Genomic DNA, 20,421 nt, shown 5'->3' on the forward strand with positions numbered 1-20,421 from the left:
ACCATGCGTGGACGACTCTCGCTCGCGCTCGTCGCCCTGCTCGCCGCCTCGGCGTGCGCCGGCGGCGGCGCACCGGCGAAGGACATCGCGAAAGAGCCGCCGAAGCAGACCGGCACCCCCAAGGACGGCGGCACCGCCGTCGTGGCGCTGACGCCCGGGCTCAGCCCGAACTACATCTACCCCTATCCACCGGCCGCGGCCAACGGCACCGTGATCGCCCGCGGGCAGCTGTGGCGCTCGCTCTACCGGCCGAGCGGCGAGGGCGACCAGGTCGCCGACGCCGCGCTGAGCCTGGCCGAGCCGCCCACCTACAGCGCCGACCGCAAGACCGTGACGATCAAGATGAAGGACTACCAGTGGTCGACCGGCAAGCCGGTCACCGCCGACGACGTGGTCTTCTCCGTCGCCCTGCTCAAGGCGGCGCTGGCCAAGAGTCCCGCCAACTGGAGCTTCTACACCCCGGGCCAGTTCCCCGACGGGCTCACCGCCACGGCGAGCGCGCCCGACACGCTCACGCTCCGGCTGGAGACCGCCTACAACCCGTCGTACCTGATGTCGATGCTGACGCTGCTGTACGTCATGCCGTCGGCCGAGTGGAACATCGCCCGCGACGGCGGGCCCCACCTGGACTTCACCCAGCCCAAGAACGCCGGGGCGATCTACGACTACCTCACCGGGGAGTCGAGCGACCAGTCGACCTTCGCCACCAACCCGCTCTGGCAGGTGGTCAACGGGCCGTACAAGCTCAAGAGCTTCGACCCGACGACGGGCTCCTTCTCGCTCGTCCCCAACACCTCCTACAGCGGGCCGGGCGAGAAGCGGCTCGACCAGGTCGACTTCAAGGCGTTCACCTCGGCCTCGGCGGTGCTCAACCAGTTCAAGGCCGGCAACCTGACCGTCGGCACGCTCGACTCCAGCTTCATCTCCCAGATCGAGGCGCTCAAGGCCAAGGGCTACAACGTCTACGGCGGGCCCGCGCCTGCCCGGTTCGACTCGCTGACCATCAACTTCAAGCACACGGTCGACGGGTTCGACAAGGTCATCGCCCAGCCGTACATCCGGCAGGCGCTGCAGCGGCTGATCGACCAGAAGGGGTACGTGGCCGGCCGGGGCATCTACAACGGCGCAGGGTCGGTCAACTACAGCACGGCGGGCAGCGGCTCGCCTTACCCGCCGGCCTTCGGCGACAATCCGCCCTACCCGTACGACCCTGCGGCCGCGCAGAAGCTGCTCACCGACCACGGCTGGAAGGTCGTGCCCGACGGCGCCACCACCTGCGAGCAGCCCAGCCTGTGCGGCGTCGGGATCGAGCAGGGGCAGAAGATCAGCTTCACCATCGCCTCGGCCAACACCCCTGAGTACGTCGGCGCCCGTGACGTCGCGTTCGTGTCGGCGGCCAAGAAGCTGGGCATCGAGGTCAAGCTCGTGACCAAGTCGCTCAACTACATGTACGCCAACTACGGCAACTCCTTCGCCCCCGCCAAGGCGAACGAGTGGGCGATGCAGGACTACGGCCCGCTCTACCTCGCGGCCGGATATCCCAGCGGCAACACGGTGTTCAACACCGAGGGCAGCTTCAACCTGGGTTCCTACGCCAGCGCCGACGCCGACAAGCTGATCGAGGCCTCGACGTTCGGCGCCGACGAGAAGGCGCTGTCGGCGGAGGTCACCGCGCTCGCCACCGACCTTCCCGTGCTCTTCTTCCCGACCCCGCACACGCTGGTGGTCTGGAAGAACACGCTCTCGGGACCCGACGCGTCGTTCAGGGCGCTGCTCAGCTTCCTCTACTCGCCGGAACAATGGTATTTCCACAGCTGATCACCGAGCTCTCGCCCGCGGTCAGGGTCGTGGCCCTGGGCGAGAGCGCGCACAACATCACCGAGTTCTACGAGCTGAAGGACCGGATCCTGCGCTATCTGGCAGAGGAGCACGGGTTCACGGCCTTCGTGATGGAATCCGGGTTCGCCGAGGGCCTGGCGGTCGACGCCTGGGTCCGGGGCGGCCCCGGCGACGTCACCGACGTCTCCCGCGACGGCATCACCTACCGGTTCGGTGAGAACGACGCCATGCGGCGGCAGCTCGCGTGGATGCGCTCGGCCGGGGTCGGCTTCTACGGGATGGACCTGCCCGGTTCCTCCACCTCGCCCGGCCCTGCCGTGCGGGTCGTCACCGATCGCATGCCGGGCGTGGACCCGGAGCTGGTGCGCCTGAGCGACCTCGGCGGCAGGACCGAGGCGGCTGTCCGCTTCGCGGCCCTTCCCGGCCCTGACCGCGACCGGCTGCTGTCGGGCCTGCGGGCGCTGGCGGAACGGGCGCTCGCCGATCCGGACCCGGTCGTACGGCAGGCGGCCGCCTCGCTGCGCGCCTTCCTCCAGGAGCTGCGGCCGGTCCCCGACGGGGAGCCGTACCCTCGGGAGGTCTTCATGGCCGACACCGTGCGCTGGGTCCTGGAACGTGAGGAGCGAGTGGTGGTCAGCGCCCACAACGTGCACGTGCGGCGCACGCCGTTCGAGGGCAGGCCGATGATGGGCGAGCTGCTGCATCGCGCCCTGGGCGACCGGCTCGCCGTCGTCGGCCTGACGTACGGCTCCGGCCCGGTGATCCGTTTCGTGGAGCGCTCGCCGCGCCCCTTCGACTGCGATGTCCTGCTGGAGGAGCGCGAGCCCGGCGTGCCGCCCGAGGCGGGACAGGAGTACGACGCGGTCGTGCATCTGGAGCGGGCCACACTGATCCCCGGCGCGTACGAAAGGCTGCGCGCCGAGTTCGAGGAGTACCGATGAACTACCCGCCCGCCAGGACCGTCGGCGTCGTCGAGGACGTCGCCGGGATCGCGGTACCCGATCCGTACCGATGGCTGGAGGAGGAGACGCCGGAGGTACGGGCGTGGCAGCGGGAGCAGGCCGCGCTGGCCACCTCCGTGATCTTCGACGGCGTCGACGTGGATGCCGTCCGTGACCTCGTCCTGGCCTACGACGCCGGGTCCCGGCCCGCTCTGCCCCGGTATGCGGCTGGGCTCTGGTTCCGCGCCTCCGGCTCGGGCGTCGTCGCCTCCCGCCTGCCGTACGGGGAAGGACGTGAGGTCCTCTCGCTGGACGAAGGCGTGTTGTCGTGGCTGGCTCCCTCGCCCGACGGTCAGGTCCTGGCCGCGGGGATCTGCGACGACGGCAGCGAGCACAACACGATCCGGCTCGTCGAGGTCGGCAGCGGGCGCCCGCTCGACGGTCCCGTGCAGGTCCTGCACAGCGCCTGGGCGGGCGGGGTGTCGTGGCTGCCCGACAGCAGCGGGTTCTACTTCTTCGCGCTCACCGGCTCGCCGGAGGAGTTCCAGCAGGCGGTGTTCGTCCACAGGCTGGGGACGGGCACCGCGCTGGAGCCGGTGCCGGTGGGAACATCGAAGGAGTACACCCTCATCCAGGCGAGCACGTCATGGGAGGTCGCCAGTCACCGGGTGGGCAGCCCGATCCCCGTCGCGGTCAGGCGGCCGGGGCAGGAGTGGCGGCCGTTCATCACCGACTGCCCGGGCACTATCGCCGGCCACATCGTCGGCGACCACTATCTCGCCGTGACGGACGTCGGCGCCCCGCGCGGGAGGGTCGTCGCGATCGCGCTCGACGATCCCGACGACTGGACCGAGCTCGTCCCGGAAGGCGACACGGTGCTCCGCTCGCTCACGCCCGTGGGGGATCGGCTGTATCTGAGCGAGTTCGACCAGGTCTTCGCCCGGGTGCGGATCCTCGACCGGGCGGGGACGATGGTCGGTGAGGTGCCGCTGCCCGCACGCGGGGCGCTGTCCGCGCCGTTCTTCCCGCTGACCGGGCTGGCCGTGGGCAACCCGGCGCCCTGCTTCGTCTTCGCGTTCTCGACGCTGACCAGCTCGTGGGGGGTGTACAGCCACCGGCCAGGCGGCGACCTCGAAACGCTCGCCGCCCCCTCGGTGACCCTCGACGCCACGATCGGGGAGGGCAGGGCGATCGCCCCCGACGGCGTGGCCGTGCCGTACCACGTGGTCTCGGGCGGTTCGACCGGCGCCCCCGTGCTGGTGTCCGCGTACGGCGCCGCCAACGTGCCCCTGCTGCCCGCCTACCAGCCTGATCTGGCCGCCTTCGTCGCCGCGGGCGGCACCCTGGTCCAGGCCTACCCGCGCGGAGGCGGCGAGTTCGGCCGCGACTGGTGGCTGGCCGCGCACCGCGAACGCAAGCACGTGCGCGACGCCGACCTCGTCGCGGTCGCCGAGCACCTGATCGCCACCGGTCTGGCCGCTCCCGACCGGCTCGCCCTGACCGGCGGGTCCGACGGCGGCCTGATGTGCGGCGTCGCCGCCACCACCCGCCCCGACCTGTGGCGTGCCGTCCTGCCGCGCGCGCCCCTGCTCGACCTGATCGGCGGCACCCGCGACCCGTACCTGGACTTCGTCATCAGGAAGGCCTGGGGAGACCCGGACGATCCCGAGGATGTGCGGCGTTTCCTGCGGTTGTCGCCCTACGAGCTGATCCGCCCCGGCGTCTTCCCCGCGGTCTACCTGCAGGCGGGCGCCACCGACCCGCGGTGCCGTCCCTGGCACGCGCGCAAGTTCGCCGCCCGCCTGCAGGCCGCGCAGGAGGGCGAGGCCCCGATCCTCGTGCACGTCTTCGAGAACGCCGGGCACGGTGCGGCGACCGGCCACGACGTCGCGGTGGAGCAGGACACCGAGTGGCTGGCGTTCCTGATCAGGAGTCTTGGCCTGCGGATCTGATCGACATCAGGCGCAGCTGCAGCATGGCCGCCAGCCGGGCGGCCGGGTCGGCGAGGTCGATCCTGCCGACCTCGGCGGCCCGCCGGAGCCGGTAGCGGAACGTGTTCGGGTGCACGTACATGGCCGCGGCGGCGACCGCCACGTCGCCGAAGGCGTCGAGCCACGCGCGCAGCGTCTCGACCAGGCTGGCCTGGTGTTCCCTGTCGTAGGCCACGATCCTGGCGATCGCTCCGCTCGGCAGGTCGGCCCGCGGGACCAGGTCGGCCAGCTCCAGCAGCAGCGCCTCCACATGGACGTCGTCGAGCAGGGCCACCTGCTGGTCGAGCACCCCGGCACGCAGGACCCGCAGGGCCTGCTCCGCGCCGGAGCGCGACCTGGCCAGGGCGGAGCTGTCCCTGGCCGGCCGGCCGACGCCGATCAGCGGGCGCAGGCGGGAACCGACCCGGCCCAGGAACTCCGTCGCGATCAGGGTGGCGCGCTCCTCCGCGTCATCGCGGGCCAGCGGCAGGATGCCGTACGCCACGTCACCGATCAGCGCGGCGACGGCGCGCGGGTGGATCGCGGTGAGGTGCATCGCGAAGGCGTCGGCCAGACGCTTGCGCTCGGCGCCCACCTGGGCGGGCGTCTCGGTCGCCGACGGCGCGACGGTGAGGGCGAGGACCACCGTGGGCTCGTCCTTCAGCCCGAGCCGCCGCACGGCCTCGCGGCCTTCAGGACCGCTCTCCAGCGCGGTCGCCAGCAGGTCGGCGCGCAGCCGGCGTTCGCTGTCGGCGTCGGCACGCTGCCACACCATGTGCATCGCGACGAGTTTGGAGGCCTCGTGGAGCGCCTGGCCGCGCTCCTCGCTCAGAGGTTCCGGCACGACGACCCAGATCGTGCCGAGGATCTCGTCGCCGGCACGCACGGCGATCGCGGCCCTCGGCAGCTCGCCCGTCTCGGGCAGCGGCGCCACGAACACCGGCCGATCGCTGCGGTAGATCGCCTGGAACACCCCGCGCTCCTCCAGGATGCGGGTGAAATGCGGAGGGACCTGGCGGCCCAGGATCGTCTGGACCCGCGAGGGGTCCGCCTCGTCCTGGCGCCCGGAGAAGGCCAGCAGCCGCGAATGGCGATCCTCGATGGTGACGGGCGCGTCGAGCAGGGCCGCGATGGCGTTGGCCACGGCGAACAGATCACCCGCGCGGGTCCGGCCACCCGTGTCGTACGGATCACCGGCGCCGGTCAGCGTGCGGAGCATGCCGGTCAGGTCGTTCCACGACGCGCCGCGGGCGAAGGCCAGGACGACGACGCCCGACTCCTTCGCCGCCGCGACGAGGTCCTCGTCGGGTTCGACCGGCGCCCTGACCACCAGGCCCACGGCGCCCTTCCTGCCGAGCCGGGCGACCACGTCGGCGAGGTCACCGTGCAGACCCACCCCGAGAACCAGGGCGTCGCCGGGCAACTCGGGCTCGTCGAGCGGGTCGTAGATCACCACGCCGCCGATCTCGGCCGGTCTCACGTCGCCGCAGACCACGTCGAGGATGGTCGAGCCGAGCTCCTCCAGCAGGTGGGTCAAGGGTGCTTTCCGCATGTCGACTTCATGGTAGTTGGGCTATACGGCCACCCAGGTCGTCGAGACCGTCACCTCGTCGAGCAGCTCGGGAACGGGGGAGACGCCCAGCCCCGGGCCGGTCGGCACGGCCAGGTGGCCGTCGGCGAGCTCGAACGGCGGCGTGATGTCGGTGTGGAAGTACCGGTCGGAGGCCGAGGTGTCGCCGGGCAGGAGGAAGTTCGGCAGCGCCGCGAGCGCGACGTTCGCCGCCCGGCCCAGGCCGGTCTCCAGCATGCCGCCGCACCAGACGGGCACGCCGTGGGCCGCGCACACGTCGTGGATGCGCCTGGCCTCCAGATACCCGCCGACGCGTCCCGGCTTGATGTTGACGATCTGGCAGGCCTTCATCGTGATCGCGGCGGCGGCGGCCCTGGCGTCGACGATGGACTCGTCGAGGCAGATCGGGGTCCTCAGCCGCCTGGCGAGTTCGGCGTGGCCCGGCAGGTCGTCCTCGGCCAGGGGCTGCTCCAGGAGCAGCAGGTCGAAGGCGTCGAGACCGGCCAGGTGGCCCGCGTGGTGCGGGCTGTAGGACGCGTTCGCGTCGACCTGGAGCGGGATGTCACCGAAACGCTCGCGCACGGCCCTGACCGGCTCGATGTCCCAGCCGGGTTCGATCTTCAGCTTGATGCGCCTGTAGCCCGCCTCCAGGTAGCCGCCGACCGTGTCGAGGAGCTCGGGGACGGTGTTCGTGATGCCCACCGAGACGCCGCACGGGACCTCGGTCCTCGTCGCGCCGAGGGCGTGGCTCAGCGGCTGGCCGTGGGCGCGCAGGTCGGCGTCGAGGATCGCCATCTCCAGGGCGGCCTTGGCCGTGCGGTGGCCCTTGAACTCCGCGAGCGCCGGGGCGACGTGGTGCGCGCTGCGCACATGCCTGATCGCCGGGATCAGGTGGCGTGCCAGGACGTCGGCGGCGGCGTGGGTGTACTCCGAGGAGTAGAGGGGCGCGGTGCCCGCGCCGCATTCGCCCCAGCCCTCGGCCTCGTCGGTGACGGCACGCAGAAGTACGGCCTCGCGCACGGTCTCGGTGCCGAAGCTGGTGCGGAAGGGGGTGACCAGCGGCATGCGGACGGTGCGGACCTCGACTGCGGTGATCTTCATGCTCGCTCCACGGTGTACCAGCCGTTGCGGTCGAATCCGGTGATCCTGCCGCCGTCGGCGAGAAGGCCGCCGAGCACGTCCCGGAGGGCCGTGCGCCAGTCGGCGGCGAGGTCGGGGGTGTGCTCGCGCATGGTCTCGATGTCGGCGGGGACGGCGACCTTCACCGTGCGCGCGGTGGTGCGACGCTCCTCGGGGCCGCCGTGGTGTCCCGTCGCCAGCAGGGCGGGAACCGGCCCGGCGCCGGTGTGACGGATCTTGCCCGCACACGCGGCCTCCACGTCGTGCGATTCGAGCCGCCATCGCACGAACAGCCGGTCGGTGGGGTCGTCCCGGTTGATGTCGTCGTCCATCGGGCCGTAGAAGTCGGGAAGGTACTCCGTCGGCTCGGCCGCCAGCTTGGCCAGGTTGAAGTAGGCGTTGCGGCGGACCAGCGGGTCGAAGGTCCACCAGATCTCGCCCGCGCCGCGCGCCAGCGCCCACTCGCGCTGGTGCAGCTTCAGCGCGAAGCCCACGCTGCGTCCCCGCGCCCGCGACGCCACTCCGGCGATGTGGCTGTGCAGCGCCTCGCAGGCGGGCGGTGCGAAGAAGCCGAAGCACGCCCCGACCAGCTCGCCCCCGTCGAAGGCGCCGCTGACGTAGCCGCCCGCCTTCGCGAGCGCGCGCAGGAAGTCGGCGGTCACCGGCGGGTTGCTCGCCCCCGTCCGCCAGATCTGTTCGTACAGGCGTCGCACGGCTTCCAGGTCGCTGACGCTGTCGAGGAGGCGGATGTCTTCGATCACGCCGGTCATGGTTTCAGCAGGTGGCGTGGGTCAGCTGGTCGAGCCGGACGAAACGGGGGTGGTTGGTTCCGTCCGCTCGGACAACTAGGAGTCGTTGGAGAGGTGACGCCCCTGGCCCACGTCGTAGGCCTCGCGGATCCACCCGGCGAAGGTCTCGTCGAGCTCGGCCGGGTCGGAGACGCGGAACGCGTGGACGTAGAGGCGTTTGGTGTAGGGGCTCACGTTGGTGACGCGCGGGTCCTCGACCGCCCGCTGCAGGTCGAAGTAGCCGCGGAGCCCGCGCGCGTCGAGCTTGGCGCCGGCGAACCCTCGCCGGGAGCCCTTGAAGGTGATCGCCGACTTGGCCACCGCGTAGGTGAAGGGGCCGCAGGCCTCCACCAGGCGCACAAGGCGGTGGTAGAGGTCAACGGAGGCGTCGGGCTTCCCGGCGAGGTGGTCGTCGACCGTCCAGATCCTCTGCTCCATGGTCGGAACCTAGCGGCCACCACCGACAGAATCGGCGTCCAGCGCGGCGGCGATCTTGCCGGCCATCACGGCGGCGGTGGGGCTGGGCTCACCCTTGTGGGCCCGGGCGGCGGAGTCGACGGCGACCAGGACGGTGTGGCGGAAGTCGTCGGCGGCGGCCGGGTCCTGCTGCTTGAGCAGGGCGACGGAGGCGGACAGGGCGGGCAGCACGTGGTCGGCCATGGCCGCCGCGGTCTTGCCCTCGATGCGGACGCCCGGCTTCTTCTCGGCGAGCACGTGCCCGATCGGCCCGGTCGCGGCGTACAGGGACAGGGAGCCGGCGGTGGCGGCCTTGTGGGGAGCGCCGGCCACGTCGGCGGCGGCCAGCAGGGCGACGGCGCCGTAGGCGGCCGAGCGGAGGGTGAGCTTGTCCTGGGCGGTGAGGGTGACAGACATGGTGTGAGCTCCTGTGTTCGGTGGTGCGCTTCTCGATGGGTCAACAATCGCGCGCCGAACTGACAGCGGGCTGTCGCCGGGCTGACACGCCCGCTGATACGAACCGGCGGCCAATAGTTAGCCCTTGCGCTAACTGTTGGGAATCGTTGATACTTAGCCTTATGGCACAGTATTCGGCCCAGCTGGACGACGTGTTCGTCGCCCTCGCCGATCCGACCCGCCGGGCCGTCGTCCGGCGGCTCGGCCACGCGCCCACCAGCGTCGGCGACCTCGCCCGCGAGTTCCCGATGACCCTCCCGTCGTTCATGAAGCACGTGCGCACGCTCGAATCGAGCGGGCTCATCCGCACGGTCAAGCACGGGCGGGTGCGCACCTGCGTCCTCAACCGCGAGCGGCTCAGCCTCGTCGACGACTGGCTCGCCGACCAGCGCCGCATCTGGGAGGAGCGCACGGACCGCCTCGAAGAGTTCGTCACCGATGAAAGGAACGAGCCGTGAATCCCGATCTCGACCTGGCGCTCCAGCGCGTCATCCGCGCCCCGCGCGCAACCGTCTGGCGTGCCTGGACCGACCCCTCGCGGCTCGCCAAGTGGTGGACACCCGCGCCGGCCCTCTGCCTGGTGGACCACCTGGAGCTGCGGCCCGGCGGGGCGTTCGTGACACGGTTCAGCGAGGAGGGGACCACGTTCGTCCCGCACATGGACGCGTGTTTCCTCGCCGTCGACGAGCTCGAGCGGATCGTGTTCACCAACGCCGTCGACAGCACCTGGCGTCCCGCGGCTCCCGACCCGGTCTCGATGACGGCCACCATCACCATGAGCGATCACCCGGACGGCACCGACTACCGCGTGCTCGTACGGCACGGCGACCCCGAATCCCGCGCCCGCCACGAGAAGCTCGGCTTCGCCGACGGGTGGGGCACCGTCGCGGGCCAGCTCGCCGCACTCGTGGAAGGCGGGGACAGGTCATGAAGATCACTCTCACCGAGTTCGTCACGCTCGACGGGGTCTGCCAGGGGCCCGGCTCGGCCGACGAGGACACCAGCGACGGCTTCACCCAGGGCGGCTGGCTGGTGCCGTACATCGACGCGGCCTTCGTGCGGCGGGTCTCGGGCTGGCTCGATCTCGCCGACGGACTGCTGCTCGGGCGGCGCACGTACGAGGCGTTCGCGCGAGACTGGCCGAAGATCACCGACCCCGCCGATCCGTTCGCCGAGCGCATGAACTCCCTGCCGAAGTACGTCGTGACGAACACCCTGAGCGAGGGCGACTGGAACCCCACGACCGTGCTCAGCGGCGACCCGGCCGAGACGGTCGCCGAGCTCAGATCGCGGCCCGGGCGCGAGATCCAGATCCACGGCAGCGCCCGCCTCGGCGACTCGCTGCTCGCCGCCGGCCTGGTCGACACGCTGCGCCTCGTGGTCGCCCCCACCGTGCTCCACGCCGGCCGGCGCCTGCTGTCCGGACCGGGCGCCACGTCAGGGCTGCGGGTGATCGGGCAGGAGACCACGCCGAGCGGGTTGCTGTTGCTCGAATACGAGGTCACGGGACAGGCGCCGCGCGGCGAGTACGAAGGCGTCGCCGCGTTCGTCTAGCGATCGGCTTCGCCGTGTTCGTCTAGCGGTCCGCTGCGCGCCGGGGCAGGTCCGTCGCCGTGATTGCACCGGATTCCAACCGCTCCTACCCACCGGATCATGACGCGGGGTCTAATCGTGGCGCTGCGTGGTCTCGCCGGTGATCTCGCGGGGGCGATCGGCGGGCCGCGGGTGTACGGCGTGCGATCCGCCATCTCCGGGGAGAGCGCCGAGCTTGGCCCTGATCGGGCCGGCGTCGGGATGGTCGAGGTCGGTGAAGATCGCCAGCGCCTCGTGCCAGGCTTCGCGGGCGGCGGCGAGGTCGCCCGCGGCCTGGTGCAGATCGCCGAGGAAGCCGAGCGACTCGGCCATCTCGTACCGGTCGCCGAGCTCGCGGTACAGCCCCAGCGCGCGCCGGTGGGCGGCGATCGCCTCGTCATGCTGGCCGAGCCGCCCGCGGATGTAGCCGAAGGTGCCCCACACGCTCGCCTCGCCGTACCCGAATCCGAGGGTCTCGCACAATTCCAGGGACCTACGGCTGAGCGCGAGCGCCCGGTCGTAGTCCCCGAGGAGCGCCTGGTAGCGGCCGATCGCGTTGAGCGCCCTGGCCTGCCCGAGCCCGTACCCGGCCGCCTGCCACAGGTCGTTGGCTCGGCCGGCGTGTTCGAGGGCCTCGGCGAAACGGCCCTGGAGCTCGCGCAGGTCGGCGAGTTTCAGGTGGGCGTGGGCCTGCCCGCGCTCGCCGCGGAGCCGGGTCGCCAGGTCGAGGACGTGACGCAGATGCGCATCGCTGTCGTCGAGACGGCCGAGCCGCATCGTGGCGCGGGCGAGGATCCGGTGCGTGAGATAGCGCGCGGTGTCGTCGCCGAGCCGTTCGGCGGCGGCCGACGCGGCCGACCCTGCGGCGGCCAGTTCGTGCCAGAGCCCGAGCCGGTCCAGGTACTCGGTCATGCTCCACGCCAGCCGCCAGGCGTGGGCGTCTCGTCCGGTGTCGCCGGCCAGTTCGATGGCGGCCAGGAGCACGGGGTGCTCGTCCGCGAACCAGGCCGCCGCCTGCCCGTGGTCGGCGAAGACCTCACGCGCCGCCCCTGCCTCGGCCTCTGACTCGACTCCGACCCCTGCCCCCGCCTCTGCCCCCGCCTTGGCCTTTGCCCCTGCCTCGGCCTCTGACTCCGTCCCTGTCCGCGCCTCTGTCTCGGCCGACCCCGTCGGCTCCCAGTAAGGGTTCAGCAGCAGCGCCGCGCCGTGCGCGGTGCGGAGGTAGTGGTCGAGGATCCGGTCGACGGCGGCGCGGCGCTCCTCGTCGGGGTCGGTGTCGGCGCAGCGCGCGGCCGCGTGGTCGCGGACGAGGTCGTGGAAGGCGTGGCGGCCGGTGGCGGTGGCGGTGCCGGTGCCGGTGCCGGTGCCGGTCAGCAGGTTGGCCTGGGCCAGCTCCAGCAGCAGCGCCCGCGCCCGCGCGAGCGGGCGGGCCGTGAGGCTCGCGGTGACGGCGGCGGTGAAATCGGGGCCGGGGTGGAGACCCAGCAGCCGGTAGGCACGGGCGGCCTCGCCGGTCAGGTGCCGGTAGGAGTGGTCCATGGCGACCGCCACCGTGGTGGCGGGATCGGCCGGAGAGGTGGCAAGGCGCCGCAGCGGGTCCTCGGTCAGCGACCGGGTGTAGGCGGCGACCGACGTGTGCCGCGGGTGGTGATGCGTCAGGTAGCCGGCCGCGGCGATGTGAAGGGCCAGCGGCAGCCGGCCGCACGCGGCGGCGAGCGCGGCGAGGTCGTCCTCGCCGGCGTCCCTGGTGGCGAGCCGTCCCAGGAGACGGCGCAGCAGCGAGGCGGCTTCCGCGATGGTGAGATTCGCCAGCTCCAGCTGGTCGATGCCGGGGTGGGTGGCCGCCAGCCCCGGCAGCCGGTGGCGGCTGGTGACGATGGTCAGGCAGGCCGAGCCGGTCGGCAGCAGCGGACGGGCCTGGGCCTCGTCGTGGGTGTTGTCAAGGACGAGCAGGAGCCGCCTGGCGGCCAGGGTCTGCTGGTAGAGCGCCGCGAGCGCCTCGTGGTCGTCGGGGAGGTCACGCGGCTGGACGCCGAGCTGGACGAGCGTCCTGGTCATCGCCTCCGCCGGACGGGTGGGCGCGGTGTCGGCGTAGCCGTTCAGGTTCAGGTACAGGCATCCGTCGGTGAACGTCGTCTGGACGTGCCGGGTGCGGGCCCAGTGCACGGCCAGGGCCGTCTTGCCGACGCCGCCGGGTCCGGTGAGCGCGGCGATGACGGCGGACCGGCCCCGGGCGTGGTCGCGCAGGAGCCGGTCGAGCCGCCTGAGCTCGGCGCCCCGGCCGGTGAAGGAGCGGTTGCCGGCCGGCAGGGCCCTGGCCGGCCAGTCGCGGTCGGGCTCCCTGCGATCCAGGGCGGTTCCGGTCAGCCGGCGGCGGATGTGGTCGAGCTGGAGCCGCTGGCGCAGGTGCAGCCCCAGTCGGGGATTGCTGAGCAGCAGGTCGAACCGGTCGGGTTCGTCCTCGACCGGGGGCCGGGGCAGGTGGTCGCCGCGTAACCAGTAGTAGATCGTGCTCATGCTCACCCCGTCGGTGTCGTCGGCGATCTGCCGTACCGAGCAACCGGCGGCGGCGATGCGCTCTCGCAGCCAGGCCCCGAGCTTGGCGGGCGTGTCGAGGTGCGCGAACTCGCCGGCCTCCTCGTCCGCCCTGCGCCCGGCCAGCCAGGAGCGCACGGTCACCTCGCTGACGCCGAGGTCGCGGGCGGCGGCTTCCAGGCCCAGGCCGGTGGCCGCCAGGTGCGCCGCCAGCCATGTGGCGAGACTGCTCACGAGGTCGGAACCGGGCGCATCGGTCACGGAAACGCGGACTCCACGGGGATGGGGGCGGATTCCAAGGTATTCCAACGCTTGGTTCCCGGCAACGCGGCGGCTCAGTTCAATGGCCACCACCATCCGCCGCCCCAGGGAGTCCCATGACAGAGCGCACAGCGAGGTTCCGCGACGTGCTCGCCGTCGGCGAGTTCAGGGTGTTGTGGATCGCGCAGGTGCAGTCACGCGTCGGCGACCAGTTCGCGCGCGTGGCGCTGGCGCTGCTGGTCTTCGACCGGACCTCGTCGGCGGCGCTGACGGCCCTGGTGTACGCCATGACGCTGCTGCCGCCACTGCTCACCGCGCCGCTGCTGGCCGGGCTCGCCGACCGGTACTCGCGCCGGGCGGTCATGGTGACCGTCGACGTGGCGCGGGCGGCCCTGATGGCGCTCATGGCCATCCCCTCGCTGCCCCTGCCGGTACTCGCCGCCCTGGTGTTCGCCGTGACCTGTCCGCAGCCGCTGTTCTCGGCCGCCCGCACGGCCACCATGCCCAGGGTGCTGCCCGGCGAACGGTTCCCGGTGGGGGTGAGCATCATGACCGCCACGGACGGCATCGCGCAGATCGCCGGGTTCACGCTCGGCGGCGTGGTGATCGGCGCCTCCGGCAGCCCGCACCTGGCCCTGGCGATCAACGCGGCCACGTTCGCGGCCTCCGCGGCGATGCTGCGCTGGGGCATCCGCGCCCACCGGCCGCAACCCGATGACCTCGGCCGACCGGCCGGAGGGTTCGCCCTGGCCGGAATCCGCTACGTCACCGGGGACCGGCGGCTGTTCGGGCTGGCCGCGCTGGTGTGGTTGTTCGGCTGCTACGTCGTCCCCGAGGCGCTGGCCGCGCCGTACGCCGCCCAGATCGGGGCCGGTGAGGCCGCGGTCGGGTCACTGATGGCCGCGGACGTGGTCGGCGGTGCCGTCGGCGCGGTGATCGTGGCCAAGTTCGGGGCGGTGCTCAGGCGGCGGCTGACGGTCCCGCTGGCGGTCGCGTCCGGCTTGCCGCTGATCGCGACGGTGACCGGGCCCGGCCTGCCCGTGACGCTCGCCATGTGGGCGCTGTCGGGACTGCTGGCCAGCTACGTGGTTATGGCCCAGGTCGAGTTCACGCAGCTCGTGCCCGACGGGATGCGGGCCCGCGCGATCGGGTTCGCCGCCGCGGGCCTGCAGACCGCGCAAGGGCTCGGCATCGCGGCGGCCGGAGGCCTGGCCGAGGTGGTGCCGGCCTCGGCGGCGATAGGCGTGTGCGCCGCGGCGGGGTCGGCCGGGGCGCTGGTGATCGGCGCGATGTGCCGCATTGGACGGGCGGCGGACGGAGAGCCGCCGCCTTCCGCCGTCGAGATGTCAGGGGGGAGGGATCGGCATGCGTGATCGTGAGTACGGGCGCGACAACCACTTGCGCGACAGCGACTGGCATTAGCCGCGGCCGGAGAGCGATGCGGTCGGGGATGAGATTTGTCATCCCCGACCGCTGACTGCGCAGACTGCCGCGGCCCCGGGGGCCTACATGGTGTTCACGATCAGGCCGATGTGGGTGAAGTAGTTGAGCGCCCCGAAGAGCGTGAAGGCCAGCCCCGCCAGCCCCCAGCACCATGCGATGATCTTGGCCAGGCCGCCCCGCCGTACCAGCGCGAAGGGCAGGAGCACCGCGCCGACGCCCACCAGGACGTACAGCCCGGAGATGAAGGTGGCCTCCACCAGCGGGTAGTCCGCGAGCAGCCCGGAGATGGGCTCCTGCGGCGGCGCCGCGAAGAGGGTGTAGGTCCAGCCGGCGGCGGCTATGCCGAAGCACGCCAGCCCCATCGCCGCCGCGAACCACGACACGGGCCGGGCGACGGCGACGACGTGCTCGGCCAGATCGGCGCTCTCGCGCAGGTCGAGCCCGCGCTTCCACAGGTAGAGCGCGGCGGCCAGGAGCATCACGCCGAAGGCCAGCGACGGCTCGCCGAAGATGATGTTGTCGAACGGGAAGCCCTGCCCGGCCAGCGGCCAGGTGAGCGTCATGTGCAGTCCGGTCGTGGTCAGGACGGTGCCGAGCACGCCGAAGGCCAGCGCGTATCCCGTGAGCCCGTCGGTGCGGCCCCGCAGCAGGTCACGTCCCAGCGCGACCATGAGGAGCAGCCCGATGCCCGCTGCGACCGCCATGATCGTGTTGTACGTGGGCATCTGGGTCCAGTCGATCTTCATGCGACCAAGGTGGTGCAGTTCGGCGGCTGTGACCAGCTATGACGCTGATGCTAGGAAGAATCTTGACTTGTACGTCCTCCGGTCAAAGGACGACGCGTTCCGGAGGCGGGGCGGGGGCGAGGCTGACCGTGGCCACGGCCGGCAGGTGCTCGGCCTCCAACGCGGTGCGCATGTGCGGGATGGCCACCGTGGCCAGCCGGTCGATCACCTCGCCGATCGGCGCCCGCTCGTCGGCCACCACGCGCAGCCGTACCTCGGGATGCTCGGCGTCGCCCGCCAGGTCGGCGCTGGCGTTCAGGACCAGCGGACTGGCGGCCAGCTCGGCGGCGGCCGCCTGGGTCACGCTTGACGCGGCGACCTCGGTCGTCCCGCCGGGCGACTCCATCCGGAGCGTCCGCACCGTCTCGCGGCGGGTCTGGACCAGGAGCCAGCGCACACAGAGCACCGCCAGCACGATGGCCGCCGCCGCGACCAGCGCCCACACCCACGGGTGGGAGAAGGCGGCGCGCACCGGCTCGTTGATGAGCGGCGTGTCGGCGGGCGCCCAGTCCTGCGGCATCGCCCGCAGGCCGCGAGCCAGTCCCAGCCCGCCGAGCACCATCAGCAGCAGGCCGACGAGGGCCAGGCCCCACCGGTTGCCGCGGCGCGTCTTGCCTGTCACTTCTCCTCCTTGGTGGTGACCGTCACCCGGTAGGGCTCCACCGGACGGAGCGCGGCGACCCGGGCCTGGACGGCCTGCCGTACCGTCTCCGACAACGCCGCGTCGTTCCAGCCGGAGGTGCGGGCGGTGACGGTGACCGTGTTGCCGCGCACCGAGGCGGTCGCCGCATGGACTCCGGCCACCTCCTGCGCTGCGTGGGCCAGGGCGCGGGTGAAGCTCTTGGGCGGAATGCCGATGACCAGATCGGGATCGTCGGTGCGGACCGGCATCAGGCGCGGTTGTCCCGGCCGCAGGGCGGTCACCAGGAGTACCAGGCCGAGCAGGGCCACGAGCCCGAAGGCGATCAGCACCATCGGGTCGGACCACGGCGTCGTGGTGGCCCAGCCGTACACGCCGTCGTAGTTGACCAGCCGCGCGGGCCGGCCCAGCAGGGACGAGATCACCTCGATGGCGACCACGATCCCCAGGGCGGTGAGCAGGAGCGCGACGATGATGGCGGGCACCGTGCGGCGCGGGCGGAAGGCGTTGCGCGCGGTGCGCTCGCTCACGGCACTCATGAGATCGCCCCCGGCCCAGCCTTGGGCGGCCCCGACTCTGGAGAGGTCACCGTCAGGCTCGCCACCTTCAGGTCGATCCGGGACACGCCGAGCCCGGTCAGCTCGGTGATGCGGTCCGCGACGTGCTGTCGCAGCCGCTCGGTGGTCGCGCGGATCGGGGCGGGGTAGGTGATCGCCACCGTCAGCCGGATCGTGGCGAGCTCGCCCTCGACCGAGCCGCCGGAGGAGCCGCCCCAGGGCAGCCCACCCGCCTGGCTCACCACGCTCACCCCGGCCACCTCGCCCGCCACCTGGCGGGCGAGCTTCGACACCACCCGGTCACTGACGTCTGTGCGTCCTCTGACCTGGGCTGGAGCGACTGCGAGAGTGGTCATCGCCGCCTCGCCATCAGCGACGACAGGTCCACCTCTCCGCCCTCGGCGATGCGGCCGACGAAGAATCCGACCGCGCCCAGCACGAGCACGAGCAGGAAGGCGCCGAGCCCTCCGAACGCGCCGGCCAGACCGAGGATGATGCCGGTCGCCATGCCGATGAGCGGCAGGGTTGGGAACGAGTTCATGGGAGCCTCCTAGATGTCGAGGTCGTCGATGGTGACGTTCACCGGGCGGCCGTCCGCCAGGTCGCCGACGAGCAACCGGATCTCGTCGGCGATGGCCGGCAACGGGTCGCCGAAGCGGGCCACGATGGCGATGTCGACCCCGTGGTTGCGTACGGCGACGCCGGTGAGCCGCTCTCCGGGCAGATAGGTGGCCACGGTGCCGAACGGCCCGCCCGACAGGCCTGCCACACCGGGACAGGCCAGGACCCGCTCGGCGATGGCCCTGGCCTCCGTCACTGGACCCTGGGCTCCGGCTCGGGCTCGTCGCCGGTGTCGTCGGAAGGCAGGCGGACGTCGTCGACCTTGATGTTGACCTCGGTCACCTCGAGCCCGCACATACGCTCGACGGCGCCGATCACGTTCTGGCGTACGGCGGCGGCGAGGTCGGGTATGGCGGTGCCGTACTCGATGACCAGGTCGATGTCGATGGCGGCCTGCTTTTCCCCGACCTCGACGGACACGCCCTGGGTGACGTTCTTGTCGGCGCCGACCATGCCACGGACGGCGTTGAGCGCCCGGGCGGTGCCGCCGCCCATGTCGTACACGCCCGCGACCTCGCGCGCCGCCAAGCCGACGATCTTGGCCACGACGGCGTCCTCGATGCTGGTCGTGCCCTTGCCGGTGACGAGCCCCTCGCCGTCCCTGGCCCGTGCCCGCGGGACGGCGCTGGACGCCTGGTCGGCCTTGGTGGCCATCGTGTCGGTCGTGTCGGTCATGAGAAGCCTCCACTTTGTGGGTGTGCTAGCTCAGATGCCCGAACCAATGCGACAAATCGCCCTTTATATGCAGTTTTAGAAAGATATGGGTCGCTTAATGGGAAAGCGCGCCCCCTCGACGAGGCTTCCGGTCAGGCGACGTCGAGCCGCGCCAGCTGATCTGCGCTGAGCTGCAGTTCTGCCGCGGCGGCGGAATCGGTGATCGATTCAGGCCGGCTGGCGCCCGGGATCGGGATGACCACCGGCGACTTGGCGAGCATCCAGGCCAGGCACACCCGCTGCGGGCTGACCCCCACCTCGGCGGCCACCTCCTCGAACGCGGTGTGCCGCCCGCCCAGCCCGGCCGCCTGACGAGCCCCGCCGAGGGGGCTCCAGGGCAGGAACGCCAGTCCCAGCTCATCGCAGAGCAGCAGCTCGGGCTCGCTCGAACGGAACCGGGGCGAGAACTCGTTCTGAACGCTGACCAGGGCCTCGCCGAGGATGCTCCGCGCCAGCCTGATCTGGCCCGGGTCGGCGTTCGACAACCCGATCATGCGAGCCTTGCCCGCGTCGTGGATCTCCTTGAGCGTCCCCATCACCTCGGCGTAGTCGACCTTCGGGTCGGGCCGGTGGTGCTGGTAGAGGTCGATCTGATCCACGCCGAGGTTCTTCAGGCTCGCGTCGACGGCTCTGCGCAGACCTGCGGCGGAACTGTCGAGCCCCCAGCCGCCGCCGGTGTCGCGGGTGTGCCCGCCCTTGGTCGCGACCAGCACCTCGTCCCTGACGCCGAGCCGATCCAGCAGCGCCGCCACCAGTTGCTCGTTGGAGCCCATGATGTCGGCGCCCCGGTCGGCCGGGCCGTACGCGATCGCGGTGTCGATCAGCGTCACCCCGGCGTCCAGCGCCGCCCGCATGGTCGCCTCGGCCCGCTCCGTGTTCGCGGCGGGGTCGTCGAGCTGCATGGCGCCCAGCCCGATCGCGCCGACCATGGTTTCGCCGATTCGCCTAGTCCGCATGGATCCAGCATGGCACGCCTGTTGAACGGGGAGCGTGCTTACCGCACCGGCCCGGAGAGGGTGAAGGCGAGGCGGGTCAACGGCTCAGGAACCCTGGCGGTGCGCCGCCGTGCTTCCGCGGGGCGTCAGACGCGCCGTCTGATCCTCGAACGCCGGAACGTGCTCGCCCGCGGTGAGTGCCAGCAGCCGCTGGGCCGCATGTGCGCCGTAGGCGGGGATGTCGCGGCTCAGCGCGGTCAGCGGCGGGTGCACCACCTGGGACAGCGGGGAGTCGTCCCAGGCCACGATGGACAGTTCGCGGGGGACGGCGACGGACATCTCCTGCGCGACCGACAGTCCCGCCACGGCCATGATGTCGTTGTCATAGATGATCGCCGTGGGACTGGAGCCGGAGCTGAGGAGCCGGCGGGTGGCGTGAGCACCCTCTTCTCCTGAGTAGTCGGTGTGGACGATCGTGTGCTCGACGAGCGTGCCGCACGCCTCGCGGAAGGCGGCGTCGCGGTGCGCCGTGTGCACGAGTTTCGGCAGCCCGGCCACCCGGGCGATGCGCCGGTGTCCCAACGCGATCAGGTAGTCGACGGTCTCGCGCGTGGCCTCGCCGTCGTCGGACCAGATCGACGCCAGGGAGCGGGATTCCGACGGATGCCCGATCACCACGGCGGGCATGCGCATCTCTTCGAGCGCGAGCACCCGCTGGTCGTTGAACCGCAGGTCGACCACGAACACGCCGTCGATGCGGCCCTCGCCCCACCAGCGGCGGTAGACCTCGATCTCGGCGCCGTGATCGCCGACCACCTGGAGCATCAGGGAGTAGCCGCGCGCGGCCAGCTCGCCTTCGATGCCGCTGATCAGCTCCATGAAGAAGGGCTCCATGCCCAGGGTCCGGGCCGGGCGGCACAGGGCCAGCCCGAAACAGCGAGCCTGCGCGCTGTTGAGGGCACGGGCGGCGTTGTTGGGCCGCCAGCCGATCTCCTCGGCGATCGCGATGATGGCGGACCGGGTGGAGGCCGACACTCCGGGCCGCCCGTTGAGCGCGTAAGAAACCGCCACCTTCGACACACCTGCACGCTGAGCGATGTCCGCAATGGTCGGCCGCTTCATCGAACTCCTTACTTAACCGATAAGTGGATCCTAATCCACCCTGGCGGAGTGCGTGTTGACAGCTTGATGTCACCGGCTTACCGTCGGGCTTGCTCGG

The 20,421-nt window shown here is 71.8% G+C and carries 22 protein-coding genes; 7 read left to right on the forward strand and 15 right to left on the reverse strand.

What is annotated here, in order from left to right; translation table 11 throughout:
* Positions 1 to 3 precede the first annotated feature (3 nt).
* The 3 genes from HNR30_RS16875 to HNR30_RS16885 are packed head-to-tail and all read left to right on the forward strand — an operon-like array spanning position 4 to position 4,732.
* Positions 4 to 1,818 (forward strand): ABC transporter substrate-binding protein, encoded by a 1,815-nt coding sequence (locus HNR30_RS16875; protein ID WP_181610785.1) that lies wholly within the window; start codon positions 4 to 6, stop codon positions 1,816 to 1,818.
* The gene (locus HNR30_RS16880; RefSeq protein WP_181610786.1) at positions 1,800 to 2,780 is read left to right on the forward strand and encodes an erythromycin esterase family protein; all 981 of its coding nucleotides are present in this window, start codon (positions 1,800 to 1,802) and stop codon (positions 2,778 to 2,780) included. Before HNR30_RS16875 ends, HNR30_RS16880 begins: the two co-directional genes overlap by 19 nt.
* The gene (locus tag HNR30_RS16885; protein WP_181610787.1) at positions 2,777 to 4,732 is read left to right on the forward strand and encodes a prolyl oligopeptidase family serine peptidase; all 1,956 of its coding nucleotides are present in this window, start codon (positions 2,777 to 2,779) and stop codon (positions 4,730 to 4,732) included. The genes HNR30_RS16880 and HNR30_RS16885 overlap by 4 nt, the downstream gene beginning before the upstream one ends.
* Here the strand turns inward: HNR30_RS16885 and HNR30_RS16890 are convergent.
* The 5 genes from HNR30_RS16890 to HNR30_RS16910 all read right to left on the reverse strand — a co-directional run bounded on the left by HNR30_RS16890 (position 4,707) and on the right by HNR30_RS16910 (position 9,100).
* Entirely contained in the window at positions 4,707 to 6,302 is a 1,596-nt protein-coding gene (locus HNR30_RS16890) for a PucR family transcriptional regulator (protein ID WP_181610788.1), read from the reverse strand. The genes HNR30_RS16885 and HNR30_RS16890 overlap by 26 nt on opposite strands.
* 21 nt (positions 6,303 to 6,323) lie before the next feature.
* Positions 6,324 to 7,421 carry an o-succinylbenzoate synthase gene (menC, locus tag HNR30_RS16895; RefSeq protein ID WP_181610789.1) on the reverse strand — a complete coding sequence of 366 codons (1,098 nt, stop codon included), beginning with the start codon at positions 7,419 to 7,421 and terminating at the stop codon, positions 6,324 to 6,326.
* Complete coding sequence (locus HNR30_RS16900) at positions 7,418 to 8,209, reverse strand: GNAT family N-acetyltransferase (protein WP_181610790.1); 792 nt, start codon at positions 8,207 to 8,209, stop codon at positions 7,418 to 7,420. The genes menC and HNR30_RS16900 overlap by 4 nt, the downstream gene beginning before the upstream one ends.
* 75 nt (positions 8,210 to 8,284) lie before the next feature.
* The gene (locus tag HNR30_RS16905) at positions 8,285 to 8,665 is read right to left on the reverse strand and encodes a DUF5655 domain-containing protein (RefSeq protein WP_181610791.1); all 381 of its coding nucleotides are present in this window, start codon (positions 8,663 to 8,665) and stop codon (positions 8,285 to 8,287) included.
* Positions 8,666 to 8,674: 9 nt separating this feature from the next.
* Positions 8,675 to 9,100, reverse strand: a complete 426-nt coding sequence (locus tag HNR30_RS16910) for a hypothetical protein (protein WP_181610792.1) — start codon at positions 9,098 to 9,100, stop codon at positions 8,675 to 8,677.
* A gap of 161 nt (positions 9,101 to 9,261) precedes the next feature.
* Between HNR30_RS16910 and HNR30_RS16915 the strand changes: the two genes are divergently transcribed.
* Genes HNR30_RS16915 through HNR30_RS16925 form a run of 3 tightly spaced genes read left to right on the forward strand, consistent with a single transcriptional unit; the run spans position 9,262 to position 10,693 of the window.
* Positions 9,262 to 9,597 carry an ArsR/SmtB family transcription factor gene (locus HNR30_RS16915; protein WP_181610793.1) on the forward strand — a complete coding sequence of 112 codons (336 nt, stop codon included), beginning with the start codon at positions 9,262 to 9,264 and terminating at the stop codon, positions 9,595 to 9,597.
* The gene (locus tag HNR30_RS16920) at positions 9,594 to 10,070 is read left to right on the forward strand and encodes an SRPBCC domain-containing protein (protein WP_181610794.1); all 477 of its coding nucleotides are present in this window, start codon (positions 9,594 to 9,596) and stop codon (positions 10,068 to 10,070) included. The genes HNR30_RS16915 and HNR30_RS16920 overlap by 4 nt, the downstream gene beginning before the upstream one ends.
* The gene (locus tag HNR30_RS16925) at positions 10,067 to 10,693 is read left to right on the forward strand and encodes a dihydrofolate reductase family protein (protein WP_181610795.1); all 627 of its coding nucleotides are present in this window, start codon (positions 10,067 to 10,069) and stop codon (positions 10,691 to 10,693) included. Before HNR30_RS16920 ends, HNR30_RS16925 begins: the two co-directional genes overlap by 4 nt.
* Before the next feature lie 111 nt (positions 10,694 to 10,804).
* Here the strand turns inward: HNR30_RS16925 and HNR30_RS16930 are convergent, their stop codons facing one another.
* Positions 10,805 to 13,507: a tetratricopeptide repeat protein gene (locus tag HNR30_RS16930; RefSeq protein WP_181610796.1), complete on the reverse strand. Its 2,703-nt coding sequence runs from the start codon at positions 13,505 to 13,507 to the stop codon at positions 10,805 to 10,807.
* A 116-nt stretch (positions 13,508 to 13,623) separates the two neighbouring features.
* Here HNR30_RS16930 and HNR30_RS16935 point away from each other — a divergent pair, with 116 nt between their 5' ends.
* On the forward strand, positions 13,624 to 14,880 hold the full coding sequence (locus HNR30_RS16935) for an MFS transporter (RefSeq protein ID WP_181610797.1): 1,257 nt from the start codon (positions 13,624 to 13,626) through the stop codon (positions 14,878 to 14,880).
* A gap of 132 nt (positions 14,881 to 15,012) precedes the next feature.
* On the opposite strand, the gene HNR30_RS16940 is transcribed toward HNR30_RS16935, so the two are convergent.
* From HNR30_RS16940 to HNR30_RS16980, 9 genes are all read right to left on the reverse strand, one after another.
* Positions 15,013 to 15,696 carry a DUF981 family protein gene (locus tag HNR30_RS16940; RefSeq protein WP_181610798.1) on the reverse strand — a complete coding sequence of 228 codons (684 nt, stop codon included), beginning with the start codon at positions 15,694 to 15,696 and terminating at the stop codon, positions 15,013 to 15,015.
* Positions 15,697 to 15,778: 82 nt separating this feature from the next.
* Positions 15,779 to 16,357 (reverse strand): alkaline shock response membrane anchor protein AmaP, encoded by a 579-nt coding sequence (amaP, locus tag HNR30_RS16945; RefSeq protein WP_181610799.1) that lies wholly within the window; start codon positions 16,355 to 16,357, stop codon positions 15,779 to 15,781.
* The gene (locus tag HNR30_RS50150) at positions 16,354 to 16,905 is read right to left on the reverse strand and encodes a DUF6286 domain-containing protein (RefSeq protein WP_181610800.1); all 552 of its coding nucleotides are present in this window, start codon (positions 16,903 to 16,905) and stop codon (positions 16,354 to 16,356) included. Before HNR30_RS50150 ends, amaP begins: the two co-directional genes overlap by 4 nt.
* Before the next feature lie 5 nt (positions 16,906 to 16,910).
* Complete coding sequence (locus HNR30_RS16955; protein ID WP_181610801.1) at positions 16,911 to 17,288, reverse strand: Asp23/Gls24 family envelope stress response protein; 378 nt, start codon at positions 17,286 to 17,288, stop codon at positions 16,911 to 16,913.
* Entirely contained in the window at positions 17,285 to 17,473 is a 189-nt protein-coding gene (locus HNR30_RS16960; RefSeq protein WP_181610802.1) for a hypothetical protein, read from the reverse strand. The genes HNR30_RS16955 and HNR30_RS16960 overlap by 4 nt, the downstream gene beginning before the upstream one ends.
* Positions 17,474 to 17,482: 9 nt before the next feature.
* Complete coding sequence (locus HNR30_RS16965) at positions 17,483 to 17,749, reverse strand: Asp23/Gls24 family envelope stress response protein (RefSeq protein ID WP_181610803.1); 267 nt, start codon at positions 17,747 to 17,749, stop codon at positions 17,483 to 17,485.
* Positions 17,746 to 18,228, reverse strand: a complete 483-nt coding sequence (locus tag HNR30_RS16970; RefSeq protein WP_246378627.1) for an Asp23/Gls24 family envelope stress response protein — start codon at positions 18,226 to 18,228, stop codon at positions 17,746 to 17,748. Before HNR30_RS16970 ends, HNR30_RS16965 begins: the two co-directional genes overlap by 4 nt.
* Before the next feature lie 131 nt (positions 18,229 to 18,359).
* Entirely contained in the window at positions 18,360 to 19,223 is an 864-nt protein-coding gene (locus HNR30_RS16975; RefSeq protein WP_181610804.1) for an aldo/keto reductase, read from the reverse strand.
* An 84-nt stretch (positions 19,224 to 19,307) separates the two neighbouring features.
* Positions 19,308 to 20,324: a LacI family DNA-binding transcriptional regulator gene (locus HNR30_RS16980; protein ID WP_181610805.1), complete on the reverse strand. Its 1,017-nt coding sequence runs from the start codon at positions 20,322 to 20,324 to the stop codon at positions 19,308 to 19,310.
* Positions 20,325 to 20,421: the final 97 nt, after the last annotated feature.

Origin of the sequence: Nonomuraea soli (genome assembly GCF_013761175.1) — a bacterium.
GTDB lineage: Bacteria > Actinomycetota > Actinomycetes > Streptosporangiales > Streptosporangiaceae > Nonomuraea > Nonomuraea soli.

Bases quoted from the DNA above. Each gene is read 5' to 3' on its own strand.
- HNR30_RS16890 (WP_181610788.1), bottom strand. From the start codon at position 6,302: ATGCGGAAAGCACCCTTGACCCACCTGCTGGAGGAGCTCGGCTCGACC.
- HNR30_RS16900 (WP_181610790.1), bottom strand. From the start codon at position 8,209: ATGACCGGCGTGATCGAAGACATCCGCCTCCTCGACAGCGTCAGCGAC.
- HNR30_RS16885 (WP_181610787.1), top strand. From the start codon at position 2,777: ATGAACTACCCGCCCGCCAGGACCGTCGGCGTCGTCGAGGACGTCGCC.
- HNR30_RS16960 (WP_181610802.1), bottom strand. From the start codon at position 17,473: ATGAACTCGTTCCCAACCCTGCCGCTCATCGGCATGGCGACCGGCATC.
- HNR30_RS16875 (WP_181610785.1), top strand. From the start codon at position 4: ATGCGTGGACGACTCTCGCTCGCGCTCGTCGCCCTGCTCGCCGCCTCG.
- HNR30_RS16970 (WP_246378627.1), bottom strand. From the start codon at position 18,228: ATGACCGACACGACCGACACGATGGCCACCAAGGCCGACCAGGCGTCC.
- HNR30_RS16910 (WP_181610792.1), bottom strand. From the start codon at position 9,100: ATGTCTGTCACCCTCACCGCCCAGGACAAGCTCACCCTCCGCTCGGCC.
- HNR30_RS16980 (WP_181610805.1), bottom strand. From the start codon at position 20,324: ATGAAGCGGCCGACCATTGCGGACATCGCTCAGCGTGCAGGTGTGTCG.
- HNR30_RS16955 (WP_181610801.1), bottom strand. From the start codon at position 17,288: ATGACCACTCTCGCAGTCGCTCCAGCCCAGGTCAGAGGACGCACAGAC.
- HNR30_RS16905 (WP_181610791.1), bottom strand. From the start codon at position 8,665: ATGGAGCAGAGGATCTGGACGGTCGACGACCACCTCGCCGGGAAGCCC.
- HNR30_RS16925 (WP_181610795.1), top strand. From the start codon at position 10,067: ATGAAGATCACTCTCACCGAGTTCGTCACGCTCGACGGGGTCTGCCAG.
- HNR30_RS16935 (WP_181610797.1), top strand. From the start codon at position 13,624: ATGACAGAGCGCACAGCGAGGTTCCGCGACGTGCTCGCCGTCGGCGAG.
- HNR30_RS16975 (WP_181610804.1), bottom strand. From the start codon at position 19,223: ATGCGGACTAGGCGAATCGGCGAAACCATGGTCGGCGCGATCGGGCTG.
- HNR30_RS16940 (WP_181610798.1), bottom strand. From the start codon at position 15,696: ATGAAGATCGACTGGACCCAGATGCCCACGTACAACACGATCATGGCG.
- menC (WP_181610789.1), bottom strand. From the start codon at position 7,421: ATGAAGATCACCGCAGTCGAGGTCCGCACCGTCCGCATGCCGCTGGTC.
- HNR30_RS16880 (WP_181610786.1), top strand. From the start codon at position 1,800: ATGGTATTTCCACAGCTGATCACCGAGCTCTCGCCCGCGGTCAGGGTC.
- HNR30_RS16915 (WP_181610793.1), top strand. From the start codon at position 9,262: ATGGCACAGTATTCGGCCCAGCTGGACGACGTGTTCGTCGCCCTCGCC.